Raw genomic sequence first — 19,481 nt, 5'->3', positions numbered from 1 at the left:
AACGATAACACGGCTCCCGGTTACAGCTCCCGTCTTCTCTATTCCTCCGGCTCCGGTTCCATCAGACGCATCCCCAGCGCGCTTGTGACAGGCAGGGAAAACACAATGGCGCGCGCCTTGCTCTCCAGACCCGCTTCATTCATAATCGCCCGCATCACACTGTTTTTGTCGCCGCTTTTCACTACGATCAGTACGATTTCCTTTTCCTCCGCAAGGGAAACGCCGAGGAATTTCTTTGCCCCCTCCATTCCGGTTCCCTTGGCGTGAATCGCAGTTCCGCCGCCCGCGCCCGCATCGCGCGCCGCATCCATGACAAGCTCTGTATATCCCTGGTTTAAAACAACGACCAGCAGTTCATACTTTGTATCCTTCAAGCTGCTTTCCTCCCCCTTCACAAAATTCTGGTTCTCCGTCAGAAACTGAAGCTGTTTTTTCCCGCCGATGCTGCTCACCGGAATGATAAAGACAATCCCTGTGCCGGGCACCTCGATATTCAGCTTCCCGCGCAGCCCCTTTTTCACCTCATTCCAGGTTTCGCGCGTGACCAGCGAAATCAGCACCACCTTTGTCGATTCCTCCAGACCAAAATAATCCAGAATCTCCCCGGCGGCGGTTCCCCGCGCCATCAGCCACATTATCACGCTGATTCCCTGCTGATTGTAAAATTCCGAAATCTTCTTTACTTTATATTTATTTAAAACAGATACCATCATATAGAGTTCGCTCATATTTTCCTCCCGCATCTGCCGCCCGGCACGCACATCCGGCGGCTTTCCCCGCACCGGATATCCGGCGCGCAAATGCCCGTTTCTCCCATACCGGATGCCGCATTCACGCAGTCCCCGTCTATAGCGCTACAGTTCGATAATCGCATCGTCGTCCAGCTCTCCCAGCTCTGCAACCTCCGGCTGTTTTGCCCTGAGCTGTGAAAACAGTCCGAGGAGCTGGATGGTAATCGGCGGCGTCATCGCTACCATCGCCACTACGCCAAAGGCATCGGTGACAATATTTCCGCCGAGCGCGATGCAGGCACCCTGCGCCAGCGGCAGCAGAAAGGTGGCTGTCATCGGTCCCGACGCCACGCCGCCGGAGTCAAACGCAATCGCCGTATAAATTTTCGGAACAAAGAAGGAGATTCCCAGGGCAATCGCATAGCCCGGAATCACAAACCACAAAATGGAAATACCGGTGAGCACACGTATCATGGCAATTCCGACGGACACCGACACACCGATGGAGAGCGCCGTCCCCATCGTTCCCGCAGAAATCATGCCGTCCGTAATCTCCTCCACCTGCTTATTGAGCACGTAGACCGCCGGCTCGGCGCGCACGATAAAGAAACCAATCAGCATACCGATCGGTACCAGAATCCACGGATGATTCAGGCTCGCAAGCACCTGTCCCAGATAGTTTCCGGCAGGCATAAAGCCCACATTGGCTCCCGTGAGGAACAGCACCAGCCCGATATAAGTATAGACAAGACCAACCAGAATCCTTACCATATTTTTCTTCGAAAGCTTTAAGAACAGAATCTGGAAGATACCGAAAAACAGTACAATCGGAAGCAGCGACAGGGCAATCTCCCGGAAATATACCGGAAAGCCCTCGCCAAATAACGCCCAGAGTTCTTTTGAATCTGCTATCTCCGGAATTTCCTGCAGTGCATAGGCGCCCTCCTGCGGATGATAAATCATGCCGAGCAGCAGCACGGCAATAATCGGTCCCACCGAGCAGAGCGAAACAAGACCAAAGCTGTCGTCCGCCGCATGGCGGTCGCTGCGGATGGAGGCGATGCCGACGCCCAGCGCCATAATAAAGGGCACTGTCATCGGTCCCGTCGTCACGCCGCCGGAATCAAACGCAATGCTCTGGAAGCTCTCCGGCACAAAAAACACCAGCACAAAAACCGCCAGATATAAGACAAACAAAAGCCGCGAAAGCTCGATGCCGAACAGCATACGCAGAATCGCCACCACAAGCATCAGCCCGACACCGCACGCCACCGCTATAATCAGCACGATATTCGGCACCGACGGCACCTGCTGCGCCAGCACCTGCAAATCAGGCTCCGATATGGTAATGATAAAGCCGAGCAGGAAGGAAATCACAACAACCATCCCCAGCTTCTGCGTCTTTGCCATGCACACACCCATGCGCTCGCCCATCGGCGACATGGCAAGCTCCGCGCCGAGCGTGAAAAACATCATCCCGATAATGACCAGAATCGAGCCTATTAAAAAACAAAGGAGAATGCTTGGAGAAATCGGTGTGATGGTAAAAGACAGTATCAGCACGATTACGACAATCGGCAGCACTGCCTGCAGCGATTCCTTCAGCTTCTCCCTTAATTTTTCTTTTAGTTTTTCTCTCGTCCCCGGCGTATACAGCAATCGGCACTTCCTCCCGCACTAACTAATAATGAATCTTTATACAATCTTAATACAGTATTAGTATACCGGAAAACATTTTTCAAAACAAGCGTTATACCCATAAAAAAAGTATTAACTTTTCTTCGCCCTCAAACATAATTCATTAATCTTTAAATCAATGGCAACCATTGCTTGCTTTTGCTGCCATTGATCACCAAAACAGCTTTCTATACACATTTCTGATTTTTCTTATCGCTCTATTCTTCTCGTTAATTACTTTCCTAATTGTGGCAGATTATTTAAACTTACTGTTTCCAACGTCTGCAATTGCTGTATTGCCAACTGCCGAAGCAATTCCATACGCTCTTTTTGATTCTTCCCCTGATTAATCAAAACCGCATTATAGCTTTCCAGATTTGCAAGCACCAGCAACTGATTCAATGTCGCTGCATCTCTCATATTCCCTTTAGAAGTCGGATTTTCATCTTTCCACTGTTTTGCGGTTTTTCCAAATAAAACAACATTCAACATATCTGCTTCATTAGCGTATGTATAAGCTATCTGTGAAGATGTCAATTCCGGCGGAAGCAGATTTTCTTTAATTGCATCTGTATGTATCCTGTAATTTAACTTAGAAATCTCTCTGTTTAAATTCCAATTCAAAGATAATCGGCTGTTTTCATCTGTTTTTAATCGCCTATAATCCTTCATAATATATAACTGGAATTCGGGAGAAATCCAGGTTACGAAAGACATGGCAATGTCGCTATGAGCATATGTTCCTCAGTAACGCCCCGCTTTTGAAACAATACCAATAGCATCCGTAGCTTCTATCCATTTCTTAGGCGACATTGTAAATGCGTTTGCTCCTGCCTGCTTTTTAAACCCCTCGAATTCGAGGGGTTTAAAATCTGGATTATGTAACCTTTCCCATAGTCCCAGAAATTCTATCACATCCCGATTTCTCATCCAATTTTGAATAACCGCCGTTGGGTCATCGCTCTTATATCTGGCAATATCCGTCAATGAAATAAATTCATTTTCAAAATCCTGCGTATAAATTCCGATATCGATTCCATTTGCATGAATTGTATCTTTAATTATTTTCCCCATTACGCCTCCTGTAATCACATTATCATCTTTTCAAAGCACTTAATTTTTTTCATTTAAGAATCTCCTACCGAACACTCCTCTTCATTCTCCCACATTTTCCGCTATACATCAATATAAAACTTAACGTAGCTAAGATATCATATTTTGCAAATCAGAACGCGAAACCCCTTTTCCGAACTTTTGTGTTAATTCTTTTGAAAGCTGCTTTCCATAGTCTTCCCGTTCCCTATTTTCCTGCTCAGGCTCTACAATAATCCTGCCTGCATTACAGAAGCAGATTCGCAATCAGTCCCAGTACGAGCAGGTGCAGCGGATAGAAGGCGTAGAAGACGTATTTGGAGAATTTGTCTTTGCGCACGCCGTTGTAGCACCAGATGGGATAGAAGGAAAGCGGTCCTGTGACGTACAGCAGGCTTGCGATTACGCCGAGTATGGTTTTCAGCACATTTTTTGTGTAGAAGATGTAGAAGTCTGCCACCAGCAGTACCATGCAAAGGCCATACGCAGAGCGGAATACCGTCACCCAGGCGATTGCGCAGAGCACGATGACCGCCTGCATCAGATTACCTGCGGCGCCGCCGCGCTCTTTGCACATGCGCAGGAAGTAAAGCATCAGCAGGCAGATGCTCATTGTCACCAGCGCATTCTGGGAAGACCAGTCGATGAGCTTCTGGCTGACGGCGTAGTCGTAAGGTATCTCACTGAGCAGCGCAAAGATGACCATGCCCAGCAGATAATTGCGGTAGCTGGAGGTATTTAAAAAGCCCTCCACCAGAAGGAACGCAAATACCGGCACCGCCAGTCCCCCTATAAGCTGCAGGACGGAGCCGATTCCCGCCTGCATCATGAGGGTGGAATCCGCCTCCATCGCCTTTGATAATCCTTCCTGCGTGTAGCTGCCCAGATGAATGATTCCGTTCTGCACTACGGTAATCCCGATTGTCTGCAGCAGCATTGCCGCGCAGGCGAACATCTTCAGCCCGAAGGAGGTAATCTCCGGCGTCTTCCAGACTACGTTTCTTCTTCCTGTCATACCAGCCATTTCCTGTTCTTCTCCCTTCCACGAACGCCCGGCGCAATTTTCCTTTTGCCGCCGGACGCCTTCTCTCTTTTTGTTTTCCGTATACAAACCGCTGTTTTCGTCCGCTTTCCATGTGAAAGCATGTTATTTCATCCGTTTTTCCCGCGAACCCCCGGCGGGTGCTCCGTCCGCTTTCCGCTCAAAATCCGGCAGACCGTCTGTCCACTCTCTGTTTACATTCCGGCAGGCTGCCCGTCGTTCCCGGCGTTCTGCGCAAAGCTGCGGATTACATCCAGCGCCGGAAGCGCATTGCCGTCGTAATCAAACAGCGCCTGGTTCGCCCACTCATTTCCGCCAGGTCCCTGCTCGCCCATGTACGCGCAGGCCTCTTCCGTCGCCCAGCCGCTTCCCGGCACCGGAATCCACGCCGGTTCCCAGTAGAAAAAGCCCCTGCCATGTCCCTGCGGCACCTCCCGGATGACCTGCAGGACATCCCGCATAAAATCCGCCTGTCCCTGCCGGGTCATCGGATAAGCAATCTTTTCCACAAGCTCTTTTCTGGTCGCCATGCCTTTTCTCTGGCTGTCGTCCAGCTTTTCATAGACTTGATAATCCTCCATCGTGTAGCCCATAGAAACCTCTGCGATAATCAGATCTTTCCCGTACCGCTGCGCGATATCGTTTATATTTTCCCGCAGCATTTCCAGCGTTCCGTGCCAGAACGGATAATACGACAGCCCGATATAGGTGAAGTCCTCCCCGCCCTCCGCAAAGTACGCGTCAAACCAGCCGCGGTAAAGCGCATTGTTGCCGCCGTTATCCAGATGAAGCATCACCGGGATTTCCGGCGCCGCCTCATGCACAGCGCGGATACCCGCGTTGATAAACTTTACGATATTTTTAAAATCCGGCGTTTTTCCGCAGGGCCAGAGCAGCCCGTTGGACAGCTCGTTTCCAACCGCAACCATCTGCGGCAGGATATCCTCCGCTGCGCAGCGCTGCAGCACCTGCGCAGTATAATCGTGAACCGCCACTGTCAGCTCTTCTGCGTTCATTCCCTTCCACGCCTTCGGCGGAATCTGCTTTCCGGGATCCGCCCAGAAATCGCTGTAATGGAAATCCAGCAGCCAGCCGATTCCCTTTTCCTTCGCGCGCTTCGCCAGCGCAAGTGTCGTCTCTATATCATTGCCGCCCGCCCCGTAAGAATTTCCGTTTTCGTCAAACGGGTCGTTCCACAGGCGCAGCCGCACCATATTCATCCCATAATCCTTCAGAATATCCATCGCATCGCGGCGGGCTCCCCCGTCATAAAATTTTCCGCCGCAGCGCTCCACCTCCAGCAGGGTGGAAAGATCCATACCGGTAATCCATTGATTTTTCATCGCACACCTCGCAAGTAACTGTAATCTGTCTGTCGGCGCAGACCCCGCTGCGCATAAAACCGGTTACTGTTCACGTCGTGCACAGTAACTAAAACCGTGCTTTTCCTGAAGGAGCTGCCGCTGGCAGCTTTCTTCGGATACATTGCAACAAATGCCGTGCAGCCTCATGTTTCCATGCCCCTGCACGGCTTTGTTTTAAAACTTAAAAGTTTTCAAAATCCTCTTCGGTGAATCTTGTCATCATATCGCCGTAGCGGAAACGCGCCATCTGGTTTTTCGCCAGGACGTCCTCCTCCGTGCCTCTGTACTGGCAGCGCAGGCAATAATATTCCTTCTTATCCTTATCGTAAAACATATCAAGGTCCAGGTCACGCATAAAGCACGACGGACAACGGTAATTTAATCTGCCTTTTCCAGATTGAGCCATGTCGTGAAGACCTCCTTGTCATTTAATTTTCCGTTATATCCGATGGTAAACATCGGGCTGAACGCATAGCCTTCTTTAAAGTATCCTTCCTTGTCGCTGCCCTCACAGTTCATGGAAACCACCGTCTCGATCGGCGGAAGCGTGCAGCTTACCTTTTCAGCCTCCGGCATGGAAACCTCGCGGCACTTATATTCATAGGAAAGCGTCTCTTTTTCGCCCGCTTTTTCGATGGCAAGCGTCAGGCTGCTCATGTCCTCGGTGTACTCGGTCGTCCCGTAGCAGCCGACCATGTATTCGTTAATCGTCACCTCTGCCTCCGGATTGCTCATCTCCAGTACCCGTCGCTCCGTCTTAATCGTACCGGTTCCCTCTATGAATGTCAATACGGTCTGCAGCTTCACCGTCAGATCGGAAAACTCAATTTCCACCGGGTCAAGCGTCAGCACGCGGTTTTTGCCGTCCTGCGAAAAATGAGCCTTCGTGCGGCACAGGCACAGGTCAACCTCTTCTCCGTTGTGACAGATTTTGGCGCTGCGCACGGTTCCCTCGCCCGCATAATGCGTAAAGTAACCCGCACGGTACTTTTCCTGGATAAGGAACGGATAGCTTGCATCCTGGATGTGCGGCGTGCCGATGCCCACCGGCCAGTTCAGCTTTGCGGCATAGGGGCGCAGGTCGACGATTGCACCGCCCTGGTCCATATTTACGCCCACGCGCATATACGGGTCGCAGTACCAGAACACCTGCTTCTTACTGCCATACAGAATATCTCTCCACAGCGCGCACTCCGGCTCGGTGTAAGATTTTTTCTGACGATAGAAATCCGCGAACTCGCTCATCGTCATATCCGTGAGCTTTCCTTCCTTTTTCAGCTTTCCGTAATATGCGCAGCCGTCCTCATAGGATTTCAGCAGCAGCTCATACGGCGCCTCCCAGCGTCCCATCTTGTTCATCCAGCCCGGTCCCACAAACATCATGTTGTAAGCGTAGCCGTTATTGAATTTCGCCTGATAACGGAACTGGTCAATCAGATTATACAGATACGGATATTCCCAGGTCTCAGTGTCGTAAATCATACCGCGCAGAACGTTCTGCGGATGTGTTCCGAAATTGGAGCCGTTGCCGTCGTAGCAGGCAATCAGGTCGCGGCTCAGATGCGGAATCGCCACAATACCGGAATCCTCCGCCTCATTGGCCGCCGGTGCGTGCGTGTTCTGCTTCGACGGAATCCACGGCGCCCAGGGACCGCCGTCCATAAAGGTATACCAGCTGTTATTGCAGGTGTGGTACGCCTTCGGACCTTCCTCCCAGCAGGTCGCAACCGCGCATTTCACGGACGGATACTGCTCTTTGATATAATTTGTCAGCTCCGCATCCATATAGTAGGAGCCGGTCGATTCCGGATAAAAGCCGAAGCGCTCATGGAATTTTTCGAAGACGTCCTTTACGATCGCCTTCTTGTCCTCCATCGAAAACATCCAGATGCAGAAATCCTTCGTTTTATATTTCTCGCGGAATTCCTTGCACGGAAGACCCAGCAGCGTCAGTCCGATTTCGTCGCCGTATTTTTCGTGATGCTCCTTTGCGAGCGCCACAGCCTCGTCATTGAACAGACTGGCATACGTCATCTGGATTGTCGTTTTTAAACCGTTTTTGTGCGCGCATTCCTGCTGCGTCTTAAAAATGTCGAGACTTTCTGTCAGCAGCGCCTTGCGCCCGATATCCTCCGCCTGACCGTGTCCGGTCACTTTTTCCGCATATTCCGGAACCATTTCCGGCCGGTGGATAATATTTACAATAAACTGTTCCATAACAGGTACATTCCTTTCTTCAAGTTTCATTGATTCCGGAGGGCGCCCGCAAGAGCGCCTTCCGGTACAGCCATCCTTATCCCTTCACAGCGCCGCCGGTAATTCCCTCTACGTAGAATTTCTGCATAATCATGAACAGAATCGAAATCGGGATGGATACCAGCACACCGCCTGCGCAGAACATGGTAAAGTAGTTGTTGATAAGGCTCTTATCCAGCATCTTGTACAGACCGATCGCCACCGTGTACTTCTCCGAGATACCCGCGTTCAGAATCATCTTCGCATAAACGAAGTCCATCCACGGAACCAGGAAGCTGCTGATTACAGTATAAACGATAATCGGACGGCTCATCGGGATAACGATCTGCGCAAAGATGCGCGCCTCGCTGCATCCGTCAATACGCGCCGCCTCGCAGAGCGCACGCGGAACCGTGTCGAAAAAGCCCTTCGCGATCAGATAACCCAGACCTGCCGAGCCGGAATACACCATGATCAGACCGGCATAGCTGTTGGTCAGATTGAAGCTCTTTAATGTGAAGTACACCGCAATCATTGCCAGCATACCCGGAAACAGGTTCAGGATAACGAAAAAGTTCATCAGCGGCTTGCGCGCCTTAAAACGCATTACCGACATCGCATATGCCACCATCAGCACAAACGCCGTGGAAATCACGCAGGTAACGCACGCAATGATAAAGGTGTTCATAAACCACTGCGGGAACTGCGCCACCGTATCGGGCTGGAATAATTTGATATAGTGGATAACGCTCCACTCCTTCGGGAAGAAGGTGCTCGTGTTCATGCCGGAATAGGAGCTGAAGGAGGTGCACACCAGCCATACTATCGGAATCAGCCAGATAAATGCCAGAACCGCAATCAGCAGGTTGTGCAGTACGATTGAAGATAAACGGTTTCCTTTCATCTTTTTCATTATTGATAGTCCTCCTCCTTTCCGTTTCCTATCATGCGGTTAAAGGCTATCAGCGTAAATACCGCACAGATAATGAAGACGATGATACCGATTGCCGATGCCATCTTGTAGTTGTAGTAATCCTGCGTCAGACGGAACAGCCAGGTTACCAGCAGGTCGACCTCCTTTGCCTGCGAGTTCGCCATTGCCTGGTTGGTGGTCGTATACACGTCCTGTGTCAGCAGGTAAATTACGTTGAAGTTGTTGATGTTCTTTACAAAGTCCGTAACCAGCGCCGGTCCCGTAACAAACAGCATATACGGCATCGTGATCTTGCGGAAGATCTGGAACGGTTTTGCGCCGTCCACGCGCGCGCTCTCAAGCTGGTCGGACGGCAGGTTCATCAGCACGCCGGTTGCGATCAGCATCTGATACGGCACACCGATCCAGATGTTGATGATGATAATCATGACGTGTGCCCAGCCCGGCGCCGACAAAAACGGGATATAGCTGGTGGATACCAGACCGATATCGCGCAGGAAGCCTGTCAGACCGATGTTTGCGCAGATCGTATTTACGATACCGCCGTTTGAGAAGAAGTTTCGAACGAGCAGCAGGGAAACGAACTGCGGCACAGCAATCGTAATAATAAACAGCAGACGCCAGAATTTCGGCGCTTTTGTCTTTTTGCTGTTGAGCAGCAGAGACAACAGGATACCGCCGATGTAGGTGGTAAAGGTTGCAAAGAATGCCCACACCAGCGTCCAGCCAAGTACCCGCACGAATGCGTAGCTGAAAGTGGAGGTGAGCCCGCCGCCGCCAAACAGGCTCAGGAAGTTTGTAAAGCCCGTCCAGGTAAACAGCTCCGTCGGCGGCATATGCTGCTGATCGTAATTTGTGAACGCCACAAAAATGAGCAGCAAAATCGGGATTGCTGTAAATACCACGATGCCGAGCACCGGAAGGGTGAGCAGGGTAACGTGGAATTTCTCTTCGATGTAAGAGTGCAGATCCTCTTTAAAGGTATTGATGTGTTCGCCCGCTGCTTCCATAAGCTGAAGCCGGTAGGCGTTCACAATGTTTCTCATCCAGACAACGATAAATGCCGCCCAGACTACAAAACTGAACAGGGAAAACAGCAAAATCTGGAATGAGTTATCGTAGTCATTGAACTCACTCTTCATGGTCTGCATGTTGAAGACCTTTTCCATTTTTACCGTTCCCAGTGTTCCGAATTTCGGTACATACTGCATGGCAAACGTAACGGTAAATGCGATAACGGCAATTTCAAGAATTGTCATGATAATCGCTTTTACGTACTGTTTGCGGCGCGCGTAGCCTGCCCCCATCCACAGTGCGGACAGCTTTACAAATGCGTCGCCTTTTGCAAATGCCGTGCCAAATTCGGAAAAATAAGTGCCAATCGCTCTGAAGAAACCGCCGACCGCTGCGGCAGCTCCCTTTTTCTCACTTGCCATAACGATTTCCTCCCGAAAAATGACCTCTGAGTCGCTGTGTCACGGAAGCCCCCTGCTATGCCATGACACAAAATGAGCCGCTGCGGACATTTGCACCTGTTGTTTGCGGGTATAAAGTCTCGCAGCAGCCCATGCCTGTTCTTTCCTGATTATTTTACGCCGTGCGCTTCGCACCTTTTTGCGTATTTCGCGCCGTGCGCTTCTCGCAAATCCTGCGGCTTTGCTCGCACGCGGGCTTGCGCCCTATGAAGCCCCTGCCCTCCCAGTCCGTCTGCATGCAGGCATGCACGGACTGTTCTGCCAGTGTCTTCGCACGGCTTAATGCTTTCGCGCTTACTCGATAGGAGCGGTTACGCCTTCTACGAGGGTATCCAGTGCTGCCTGGATGCCTGCATCGTCGTCTGCTTTCAGAGTTCCCTGTGCAATCAGTTCACCGAAGGTCTGTGCCGGATCCCAGTATTTTCCGCCGACGGTCTGGGTCTTACCAAACTCTGCCTGCTCAGCAAGAGCTGCGATTGCCACATTCGACTTTACTGCATCAGAATCGATAATATTGTTGTTGCTCGGACCGCTCTCACGCTGGTCGAAGAACTTCTGCTGGGATGCCTCGTTTGTGATGAAGTCAGCCAGAAGAACTGCCCATCCTGCGTTCTCCGCATAGCCGTTTACGCCGACAAACTTATAGCCTGCCACGGAGCCCTGCTGAACCTGCGTATCGCCAACTGTGAAAGTCGGGAGCTTGGTTGCCGCATAGCCGTCGCCGAATGCTTCCTGCGCTGTGATTGCATCCCATGTTCCGGATACTGCTGCGCAGAGACCGCCTGCTGCGATCTGGTTGGAGATATCGCCGTCCGCGATTGCCATGAATGCCGGGCTGGATGCGATATTCAGCATACCCTTTACAACGTCAACGCCGGTGTAACCGTCAGCGCTTGTGCCGTTCCAGTCGATCGTAGTTGTTCCGTCCTCATTCAGACCGGTTGTAAAGCCTGCGCCATAGAAGAAGGAAGCGTTATACCAGCCGGATGCCAGTGTCATACCAACCTTTTTGCCTGCCGCTTCCGCTGCTGCCAGAAGGCTGTCCCAGGATGCGACATCCTCTTCGGACAGAACGTTGGAATCATAGTACAGGAAATAGCCGTTGTCCGCTGCTCTTGGGAAAGCGTAAAGTTTTCCGTTTACAGTCGCCGCCTCGATAGAGCCTGCAACATTTGCCGCTTTTACATCGTCCAGTGTCTTTCCTGCCATCGTGAGCGCCTCTGCGTATTCATCCAGGTCGATGAGCGCGCCTGCGTTTACAAGGTCATAAATCTGGTCGCTCGCGAATGCGTAAACATCCGCAGCCGCCTCTACGTCTGTCAGAATGGTATCTTTTGCGGTAGATTCTGATTCTACGCCAATCTGGATATCAAAAGTAACATCCGGATATGCCGCCTTAAATTCTTCTGCCAATTCTCCGAGAAGCGTCTGATCCTCCTCTGCTCCCCACAGGGTAAGGGTGATGGTTTCCTCTGCATTTACAAGTGCAACTGAAGACAGAACTGTCACAGCAGCAAGGGTAGATGCCAATACTTTTTTGAGCTTCATACTAGTCCTCCTTTTAGATATGTTTTTTGTGTTGTTGCGCAACTTGCGCAACCGTTTGCTCGTATCTTTAGTATATACCCGATGTTTTTTCTAGTCAATTATTACATTTTGCTGAAATTCGCTTTTTATTTTTGTATGTTTTTAACAACGCTTTTGTTTCAGCGCAGTCCTTTTGCGCAATCGGTTGCTCATTGAGTAAAAAAAGTAACATTTCAGCTATTGCATTTTCTGTTTTTTGCGTTATAATATACTTATATGGAAGCATAGCTCAGCCGGGATGAGCGTTCGCCTCACACGCGAAAGGTCAGGAGTTCGAGCCTCCTTGCTTCCATTTTTTTATTCCCGCGAGCAATGAGCCAGGTGCCATGCTTGCAGCGGGGTATTTGATCTGATTTAAGCGGGGCATTGGCGCAGCTGGGAGCGCGCCACACTGGCAGTGTGGAGGTCACGGGTTCGAATCCCGTATGCTCCATTTCTCAGAATTGGCATATTTGCAGGAAAAAATTTGTTAAAATAGACGCATGGCACCGGACAACAGCCGGATTTTGAAAGAAGTAAATATGATTATCGGATTTATCGGATGGAGTATAGTCGCCGCTGTTTTTTTCGGAATCGGAATCAGCTGCCCCAAGTCAACTGAGGCAGTGGGTTTTTTCACGTTTGTAAAGCCTCCTGAAATAGAAGATACAGCACGTTATAATAAAGCTGTATCTATATTATGGCTTACAGCGGCAGCCGTACTTGAAATCATTGGTATTCCTGTTTTATTTTTAGAACAGAATTCTCCTTTTTTTATTTTCATGATATTCGGGGTAATGATTTTGCTCATCGGAATGATGATTGCATATCTGAAAATCGAAGCAAAGTACAGAAAATAAGCTCTTATCATCAACCTCATCATATCCCATACTGGCTTTTGTGCTGTAAATACCAATAATAATATTGTTACTGGTAATTGTCATGGGCCACCATCGTTTATCTCCATCAAATTCCATGCGCATTTGCTTGATGGGAGCAGTAAAAAACTCATCATATGTCACATTTTCTACAGCAATAACCGGCATACCGGATATACACCACAAAAAACATACCAGCACTACAATTATTTTATTTCTTACGAACGACTTATTTTCTGCTGCTCCCATATAAATATCCCCCATAACTACCCGGTATACTGCCATTCCTCCGGTATGATTGCCGGGTCAAAATCATAATCATACAACGGGCTTCCGTTCTCTGTCAAACCTATCTGTGGTCCGTGTATCGTTCCATCCGGGTCACGGTATAGCAGTTCCCCGTTTTCCGTCATATACGCCTCGGTTCCTGCAGAATACGTAAAATTCCCATATTTCCACTCTTCCGGTATGGTATCCGGGTCAATATCATAATCATACAGCGGACTTCCGTGCTCTGTCAGTCCTATCTGTGGTCCGTGTATTGTCCCGTCCGTGTCCCGGAACAAGGCTTTCATTGTCGTTCCAGCTGTGTTCTGGTATGTATCTTCCACGACATCTGTTTCCGGCGTAATACTCTCCGATGCCCGTTTTTCTGTTGCCGCATTTTTATCCTCCGGCTTTTCTGTTTCCCTTGCTTCTGTATAAATTTCTGCTGTTTTTGTTGCTTCTGTTATTTTTGCTGTTTCCGTTTCTTCTCCGCCTTGTTTTCCATCTTTATCGACCGTAAAATCTATCGTTCCCTTAATCCGGGCACTCTCCCCGTTTTGCAGAGAACATCCTGTCAATAAAATACCAGTCAGCACAAAAACGCCCATTCTCTTTCCCATATACATCCCCCTTCATCTCCATAATAGTTCAGATTTTCTGCGCTAAAAATATCAGGTCGTTTTGCTTAATCACCTTTACTATATTTTTTTAAATACTCTCTCAGTTCATCCGCATCTTTTTCACTTAATTTCTGTCCGCCCGAAAAAGCCATCAAAAACTGTCCCATAGAATTATCAAATGAATCCTTCATCATTTGCCGCACCCACATATTAATATGTTTCTCCCTTGTGCAGGTCGCATAATACTGATATTTCTTTCCGGAAGTATCGGATGCTATAAGCCCTTTATCCTGCAGGATCTTTAAAAACGTACTTATCGTCTGCTTTTTCCAGTTTTTGTTCTTAGTACTATTGAAATACTCCATAACCTCTTTAAAGCTTAATTTTCCATCCGTATCCCAGAACAGTTCCATAATCTCATATTCCGTTGATGTCAGCCCATATTTTTTGTCCATCTTTTCACTCCCTGCTGCCAGATTAATGCGGGCACACTTTACGTGTAATAGCCTGATATATTTCACCATCCACAATACTTCCACATATTATACATTTTTTCGAACGGCAATAATTTACCGTACAGCCCCCATTGCCATCCTGAACATGTTCCGTCCTTATTCCCAGCTCATATTCGTGCCTGCATTCCTTTCTTGTCTGCTCTTCTGTAATGGGATATATATTTCCTTCACTGTCTGTGAAGAAATTATCATACGGCAGTTCTTCCACTTCCAGCTCCAGTGTTCCGGCATAAAATGCTTCCTCTGCCTCCAGGTTTACCTCTTTACCACTTTCCTGTACAATATATTGCGGTGGATCATACGCAAACACTGTGACTGTGCTGGCGATAATACCAAATGCACCGGCAATACATGCTGCCAGTACATTTTTCTTTCTTTTCATCATAATAAAATCAATCCTCCTTTCTATCTGCTTTCGGGGCTGTCTGGAAAAACCCAGCCCCAGTGTGGATTTCTTCCTGTTCCCACATGCCAGCATAATCAGCGTACTGCAGTAGGATATCCGCTCTTCCTGTCCCATATGCTCTACTGCAGTTTCATCACTATATTCTTCATTTGTGAGGCGTATAAAGTGCAGCAATAAATATGAAAACGGATTAAACCAGTGAACTGTAATCACCAGAAGCCCGGCAATATGCATCAGCAAATCATGATGCTTTATGTGAGCCAGTTCGTGTACCAGAACATTTTCCATTTCGCTTTCAGAAATAGTGTCCATTCTTTCCGGCAGCCAGATACACGGTTTAAAAATCCCCGTTGCAGCCGGAGCTTCCACATCAGGCGATTTATACAGACTAATATGCCGCCGGATCGCCAGTCTGTGTAATGCTTTTTCAAATACCCTCCTGCATTCCTCTGAAACCTCCTGCCTTTTATATGCTTTTATTTTCTTTCTGAACGACCAACAGGTATAAATAAAATACAGCAGGAAAATCATTGAAACAATTCCGCATATAACAGTACCCCACATTAACAGCGGCTGTGTATATTCAAACCGCGCCCGCCCATCAATGACATATACAATATCCGCTTTGTCCATCACTCCGTCCGTCAGCTTTTTCGGAAACATCATCGGAAGACGATGCCTTCTCAGCCAGCCGTTTATCGTATATTTTTCAGAAGAAAACGGAATCAGATAGTAAATCGCAGCAAGCAGCAATATGTACCGCTTCCACTTTGCCTTCAGCCTGTTCCCATATATCGAACAAACCACATAAAAAATAAGAAACATTACAGAACCAGATGCCGTCATTACCAACACAACACTCTTCATATTGTTTTCCCTCCGCATCATTGTCCTAATTCTTTTAGTACATTTTAACATTTATGAAAGAAAATGTCAATGTCAGAAAACATCACATACTTTTTAATAAGAAAGGTGCCGTAACAGTTCAGACAGGTCTTTGCACTCGCTGCAAAGACCGTAAGAAAATGATACAAGAGTGCAAAAATCCCATCGCGAAGCGATTTTAAATGGATTTTTGCATGTAACAGGGCAGCTTGGCTGAACTGTTACAAGGTGCCGCATCCAGAAATTTTTCTCAAATGCGGCACTCTTTTTAAAACCTTTTTATCTCTATTTTTCCGTCTTTTCTGAAAGGACGCTGATACATTCTCTTCACGGTACCCCTGTAAATGTGTGTCTGTACTCCATATCATAATCGTTCCGATTGCCGGTATTTTTTCTTTATACTGTTCATACGCGTAAATAATGGACATATCGCCCACTCCTATCTCCCGCATAGCATTTTCTTCAATATGCTCTGCCAGATACAACAGTCCATCTTTCCCCAGTTCAACACCATATAATTGCCAGGGTGCTTCCCCTTCCGCCGTTTTCCGTAAATACTCACCAAATTTCCCCGCAATTTTCCTCCGGACATTGCCGCTTGGTATGTGAGCTATATGGTTACCTGTTTCAATAGTCTTTTGCCTTTTTTGACTGTTTTAATGCCGACAGCAGGCTTTCATCAATCATCGCATCGCCCAGACCACCAGCCGCCAGCATCGCCGGGAAATTGTCAATTTCTACAAAGGATTTAATCTTACTTGTACTGCGCTCTTTATCTCTGTATACGACAGAAACTCCTATCAGTTCATCCTTCTTATACGCATTCAGAAGAGCTGCATTATGCGTAGTAATGATAATGTCGATATTTCTCTCCCTGCCTATATCAGCCAGTTGTTCTGCAAGCTTATAAACTCTTACCGGATGAATACCATTATCCAGCTCTTCAATCATAACCATACTGCCCGGTTCTCCAATCAGAACTGCCGTTAATACCGCAATGCAGCGTAAAGTGCCATCTGACAGCCGGCGGGCATCTACCAGTTCTTCAGAATCAAAACACTTTTCACGAAGCGCAAAAATAACATCCCCAATTTGAGTCTCTATAAATTCAATATCTTCCACGCTGTTCTCCGGCAATTCTCTTACTACCTTTAACAACCGCTCTTTTTTAGCGGTATTTTTACACATTTCATTCAGCACCGCCGAAAGATTATCACAGTTTTGCCGCAGCTCTGTATCTGATATTCTCACATAGTCACGAATTGCGGATGGAACAGGGTCCAGCATTCTGATATTTTTCAAGTGCCTGATTACATGCTCCATCCATGAAGCAGTTTTCTTCTCTTCTTCTGTATCTCTTCGCACTTTTCCCGCCATCTGTGGCAAAATTGCAGAAGAACGAATGCAGACTATATCCCCTCTTCTTCAACTGCTGCACGCTCTTTCACGCCTATTTTAATTTCATAAAGCAAATCATTTTCCGAGTCCAGCTCTGTGAGGCATCCCAGTTTAAACGCATTTGTTTTAAATCTCGCACAGCCGCTGCTTCCTCCGCGCACGACAGCCCCCGTACTTTTGGTTCCGTCAAGAATCATACTTAATTCAAGCCCTGTCACCGTTTTTGCCAGTATAGAGATTCCTTCTATCGCATTACTTTTTCCAGATGAATTCGTTCCAATCAGCGTTGTCAGTGCCTCGATATCCAGTTCAGCCTTTTCAAAGCTTTTAAAATTTTCATAAGCAAAGCACTTTATCATTTTGCTCTGCCTCCCGCCCCAGGATAATAAATAGAATATGCCATCCGCACGCCACTTCCGTCACAATCCCTTCGCTTTTTTCACGCACGCCCGCTGCGCTTCTATGACTGCGCTGCGCAGTCCCTTTTCTTCGAGGACGCGCACTGCCTCGATGGTGGTGCCTGCCGGGGAGCAGACCATATCCTTTAAAACGCCGGGATGCTCGCCGGTCTCCAGCATCAGCTTCGCGCTTCCCATAACCGCCTGCGCAGCGAATCTGTACGCCTGCGCGCGCGGCATTCCGTCCGCCACCGCCGCGTCCGCCATCGCTTCCAGAAACATAAAGACATAGGCGGGGGAGCTTCCGGAGACGCCTGTCACCACATCAATCATGCTCTCCGACACCATTTCCGTCTTTCCAAAGCTGTCGCAGAGAGCGCAGACCGCAGCGGCCTCCTCCTGCGTCACCGCCTCATTTTTGCAGAGCGCGGTCATACCGGCGCCCACCATTGCCGGTGTGTTCGGCATCGTGCGGATAATCTTTGCCCCGTCCCCCAGGCGCTCCTGCAGCCAGGCAATGGTCTTTCCGGGCGCCAGCGACACAAAAATCTGCTGCCGCACAGCCGGACGGATTTCGGCAAGCACCTCCTCAAAAAACTGCGGTTTTACCGCCAGGAATACGATTTGTGCATACTCCGCCACCTCGCGGTTGCTCTCTGCCGCCAGAATGCCAAGCTGCTCTCTGATTTTCTGCCTGGTCGCCTCCGTTTTCGCAGACGCCATCACTTCCCCGTGCGACGCCAGATTGCCTGCCAGAATCCCGTTTATCATTGCCTTTGCCATATTTCCGCATCCAATAAATCCTATCTTCATCTCTGCACTCTCCTTCTATCACATCTAATATATTTACGAATGTTATCCCTTACAGCCAATAAGAACCTGCCCATCTGCTATTTTGTGGATTCCCTTAAAATCACCTGATAGTTCAGAACCGCTTCCTCCTCCGTCACGTCCTCACCCAGCAACCTGAGAAGCGTAAGACAGGCGTTCTCGCCAAGTCCTTTCGTGTTGTAGTGCAGACTGGTGACGGTCGGCGACAAAAATTCAAACTGGGGATTGTCGTAAAAGCTTGCCAGCTTCATGTCCTCCGGAATCCGGATGTTCCGCTCCTGCAGGCACCCAATCAGCATACTGGCGATAAAATCATCCATACACAGAATCCCGTCCGCTCCCCATGCCAGAATCTGCTCCACGGCAGCCGCCGTCGCCGTATAATTTTCAATATCAAAAAATATCATCGATTCCTCCTCCGGAATCTTCTGCACGCGGTACGCATCCTTAAAGCCCTGCAGACGGCTTTCCGTTACAAGATGCCGGCGGTTTCCCCCCAGAAGCGCCAGCCGCCGGATACCCTTCAGCAGCAGAATGCCGGTAAGCTCACAGCAGCCCTCCCGGTTCTGGTTGTCCACCGAGGCGGCGCCCGCCTCCTCCGCCGGTCCCACCACCACAAACGGCATCTGCTTCTCCTTCAGATAATGCTGCATGGCAGAATTTCCCACGGTGGAGCGGCTCAGAATCATTCCGTCCACCTTGCGGTTTTCCACCAGGTGGCGGCTCCCGGAAAAATCCTGGTCATCCGCTATCGCAATCACAACATCATACTCATATCTGGACGCCGTCTCATAAATGCCGTTCATGCACTCCTTAAAAAACGGGAAATCCACCGCAGAATAATCCGCCGGGAATACCAGTCCCAGATTATACGTTTTACTCTGCGCCAGCGCGCGCGCCGGTCCATTCGGGCGGTAATCATGCTGCTCAATAAACGCAAACACCTTCTCCTGCGTTTCCCTGCTGATGCGCCCTTTCCCGGAAATCGCCCTGGAAACAGTCGTCTTGCTGACGCCCAGCTCCCTGGCAATATCATTAATTGTATAAACCTTATCCTTCTCCATAAATCTTCCCCACCGTACATCCTCCGGCCGCCTCCTTCGCAGCCGTTTTCTTTTAGCATAACAGACCCCGCCGCCGCCTGCAAGCATTATTTCCGGAAGATTG

The 19,481-nt window shown here is 48.9% G+C and carries 17 protein-coding genes, 2 tRNA genes and 1 pseudogene; 2 read left to right on the top strand and 18 right to left on the bottom strand.

What is annotated here, in order from left to right:
* Window positions 1–38: 38 nt before the first annotated feature.
* The 10 genes and pseudogenes from NQ534_RS12180 to NQ534_RS12135 all read right to left on the bottom strand — a co-directional run bounded on the left by NQ534_RS12180 (window position 39) and on the right by NQ534_RS12135 (window position 12,098).
* Entirely contained in the window at window positions 39–728 is a 690-nt protein-coding gene (locus NQ534_RS12180; RefSeq protein WP_040781820.1) for a P-II family nitrogen regulator, read from the bottom strand.
* A gap of 126 nt (window positions 729–854) precedes the next feature.
* Window positions 855–2,390, bottom strand: a complete 1,536-nt coding sequence (locus tag NQ534_RS12175) for a DUF1538 domain-containing protein (RefSeq protein ID WP_006860469.1) — start codon at window positions 2,388–2,390, stop codon at window positions 855–857.
* A gap of 252 nt (window positions 2,391–2,642) precedes the next feature.
* Window positions 2,643–3,482, bottom strand: a pseudogene (locus NQ534_RS12170) (KilA-N domain-containing protein).
* A 265-nt stretch (window positions 3,483–3,747) separates the two neighbouring features.
* A complete protein-coding gene (locus tag NQ534_RS12165; protein WP_143115819.1) occupies window positions 3,748–4,515 on the bottom strand; it encodes a TraX family protein in 768 nt (255 codons plus the stop codon).
* Window positions 4,516–4,736: 221 nt separating this feature from the next.
* Window positions 4,737–5,885, bottom strand: coding sequence for a glycoside hydrolase family 53 protein (locus tag NQ534_RS12160; RefSeq protein WP_006860473.1), 1,149 nt, complete (start codon window positions 5,883–5,885; stop codon window positions 4,737–4,739).
* A gap of 202 nt (window positions 5,886–6,087) precedes the next feature.
* Window positions 6,088–6,312 (bottom strand): hypothetical protein, encoded by a 225-nt coding sequence (locus NQ534_RS12155; RefSeq protein ID WP_040781612.1) that lies wholly within the window; start codon window positions 6,310–6,312, stop codon window positions 6,088–6,090.
* On the bottom strand, window positions 6,285–8,123 hold the full coding sequence (locus NQ534_RS12150; protein ID WP_040781615.1) for a DUF3863 domain-containing protein: 1,839 nt from the start codon (window positions 8,121–8,123) through the stop codon (window positions 6,285–6,287). Before NQ534_RS12150 ends, NQ534_RS12155 begins: the two co-directional genes overlap by 28 nt.
* 76 nt (window positions 8,124–8,199) lie before the next feature.
* A complete protein-coding gene (locus tag NQ534_RS12145; protein WP_006860476.1) occupies window positions 8,200–9,054 on the bottom strand; it encodes a sugar ABC transporter permease in 855 nt (284 codons plus the stop codon).
* Window positions 9,054–10,511, bottom strand: a complete 1,458-nt coding sequence (locus NQ534_RS12140; RefSeq protein WP_006860477.1) for a carbohydrate ABC transporter permease — start codon at window positions 10,509–10,511, stop codon at window positions 9,054–9,056. The genes NQ534_RS12145 and NQ534_RS12140 overlap by 1 nt, the downstream gene beginning before the upstream one ends.
* Before the next feature lie 333 nt (window positions 10,512–10,844).
* A complete protein-coding gene (locus tag NQ534_RS12135; protein ID WP_006860479.1) occupies window positions 10,845–12,098 on the bottom strand; it encodes an extracellular solute-binding protein in 1,254 nt (417 codons plus the stop codon).
* Window positions 12,099–12,355: 257 nt separating this feature from the next.
* Here NQ534_RS12135 and NQ534_RS12130 point away from each other — a divergent pair.
* Together NQ534_RS12130 and NQ534_RS12125 are read left to right on the top strand one after the other, a co-directional pair.
* Window positions 12,356–12,429: transfer RNA gene (locus NQ534_RS12130), tRNA-Val, on the top strand.
* 68 nt (window positions 12,430–12,497) lie between these two features.
* Window positions 12,498–12,570: transfer RNA gene (locus tag NQ534_RS12125), tRNA-Ala, on the top strand.
* A 298-nt stretch (window positions 12,571–12,868) separates the two neighbouring features.
* On the opposite strand, the gene NQ534_RS12120 is transcribed toward NQ534_RS12125, so the two are convergent.
* The 8 genes from NQ534_RS12120 to NQ534_RS12085 form a co-directional block, all read right to left on the bottom strand.
* Window positions 12,869–13,243: a hypothetical protein gene (locus NQ534_RS12120; RefSeq protein WP_143115818.1), complete on the bottom strand. Its 375-nt coding sequence runs from the start codon at window positions 13,241–13,243 to the stop codon at window positions 12,869–12,871.
* A 17-nt stretch (window positions 13,244–13,260) separates the two neighbouring features.
* Window positions 13,261–13,881 (bottom strand): hypothetical protein, encoded by a 621-nt coding sequence (locus tag NQ534_RS12115; protein ID WP_143115817.1) that lies wholly within the window; start codon window positions 13,879–13,881, stop codon window positions 13,261–13,263.
* Between the two features lie 65 nt (window positions 13,882–13,946).
* Window positions 13,947–14,336 carry a BlaI/MecI/CopY family transcriptional regulator gene (locus tag NQ534_RS12110; protein WP_006860483.1) on the bottom strand — a complete coding sequence of 130 codons (390 nt, stop codon included), beginning with the start codon at window positions 14,334–14,336 and terminating at the stop codon, window positions 13,947–13,949.
* A gap of 22 nt (window positions 14,337–14,358) precedes the next feature.
* Window positions 14,359–15,669, bottom strand: coding sequence for a M56 family metallopeptidase (locus NQ534_RS12105; protein ID WP_260042644.1), 1,311 nt, complete (start codon window positions 15,667–15,669; stop codon window positions 14,359–14,361).
* A 645-nt stretch (window positions 15,670–16,314) separates the two neighbouring features.
* On the bottom strand, window positions 16,315–17,052 hold the full coding sequence (locus NQ534_RS12100; protein ID WP_157200708.1) for an AAA family ATPase: 738 nt from the start codon (window positions 17,050–17,052) through the stop codon (window positions 16,315–16,317).
* Between the two features lie 44 nt (window positions 17,053–17,096).
* A complete protein-coding gene (locus NQ534_RS12095; protein WP_006860014.1) occupies window positions 17,097–17,444 on the bottom strand; it encodes an AAA family ATPase in 348 nt (115 codons plus the stop codon).
* A 60-nt stretch (window positions 17,445–17,504) separates the two neighbouring features.
* The gene (gene proC, locus NQ534_RS12090; RefSeq protein WP_006860013.1) at window positions 17,505–18,296 is read right to left on the bottom strand and encodes a pyrroline-5-carboxylate reductase; all 792 of its coding nucleotides are present in this window, start codon (window positions 18,294–18,296) and stop codon (window positions 17,505–17,507) included.
* 77 nt (window positions 18,297–18,373) lie between these two features.
* A complete protein-coding gene (locus tag NQ534_RS12085; RefSeq protein ID WP_040781407.1) occupies window positions 18,374–19,378 on the bottom strand; it encodes a LacI family DNA-binding transcriptional regulator in 1,005 nt (334 codons plus the stop codon).
* Window positions 19,379–19,481: the final 103 nt, after the last annotated feature.

It is taken from the genome of Marvinbryantia formatexigens DSM 14469 (assembly GCF_025148285.1).
Classification (GTDB): domain Bacteria; phylum Bacillota; class Clostridia; order Lachnospirales; family Lachnospiraceae; genus Marvinbryantia; species Marvinbryantia formatexigens.
Note: the sequence above shows the minus strand (reverse complement) of the source record. Positions and strands in the feature narration are given on the sequence as shown.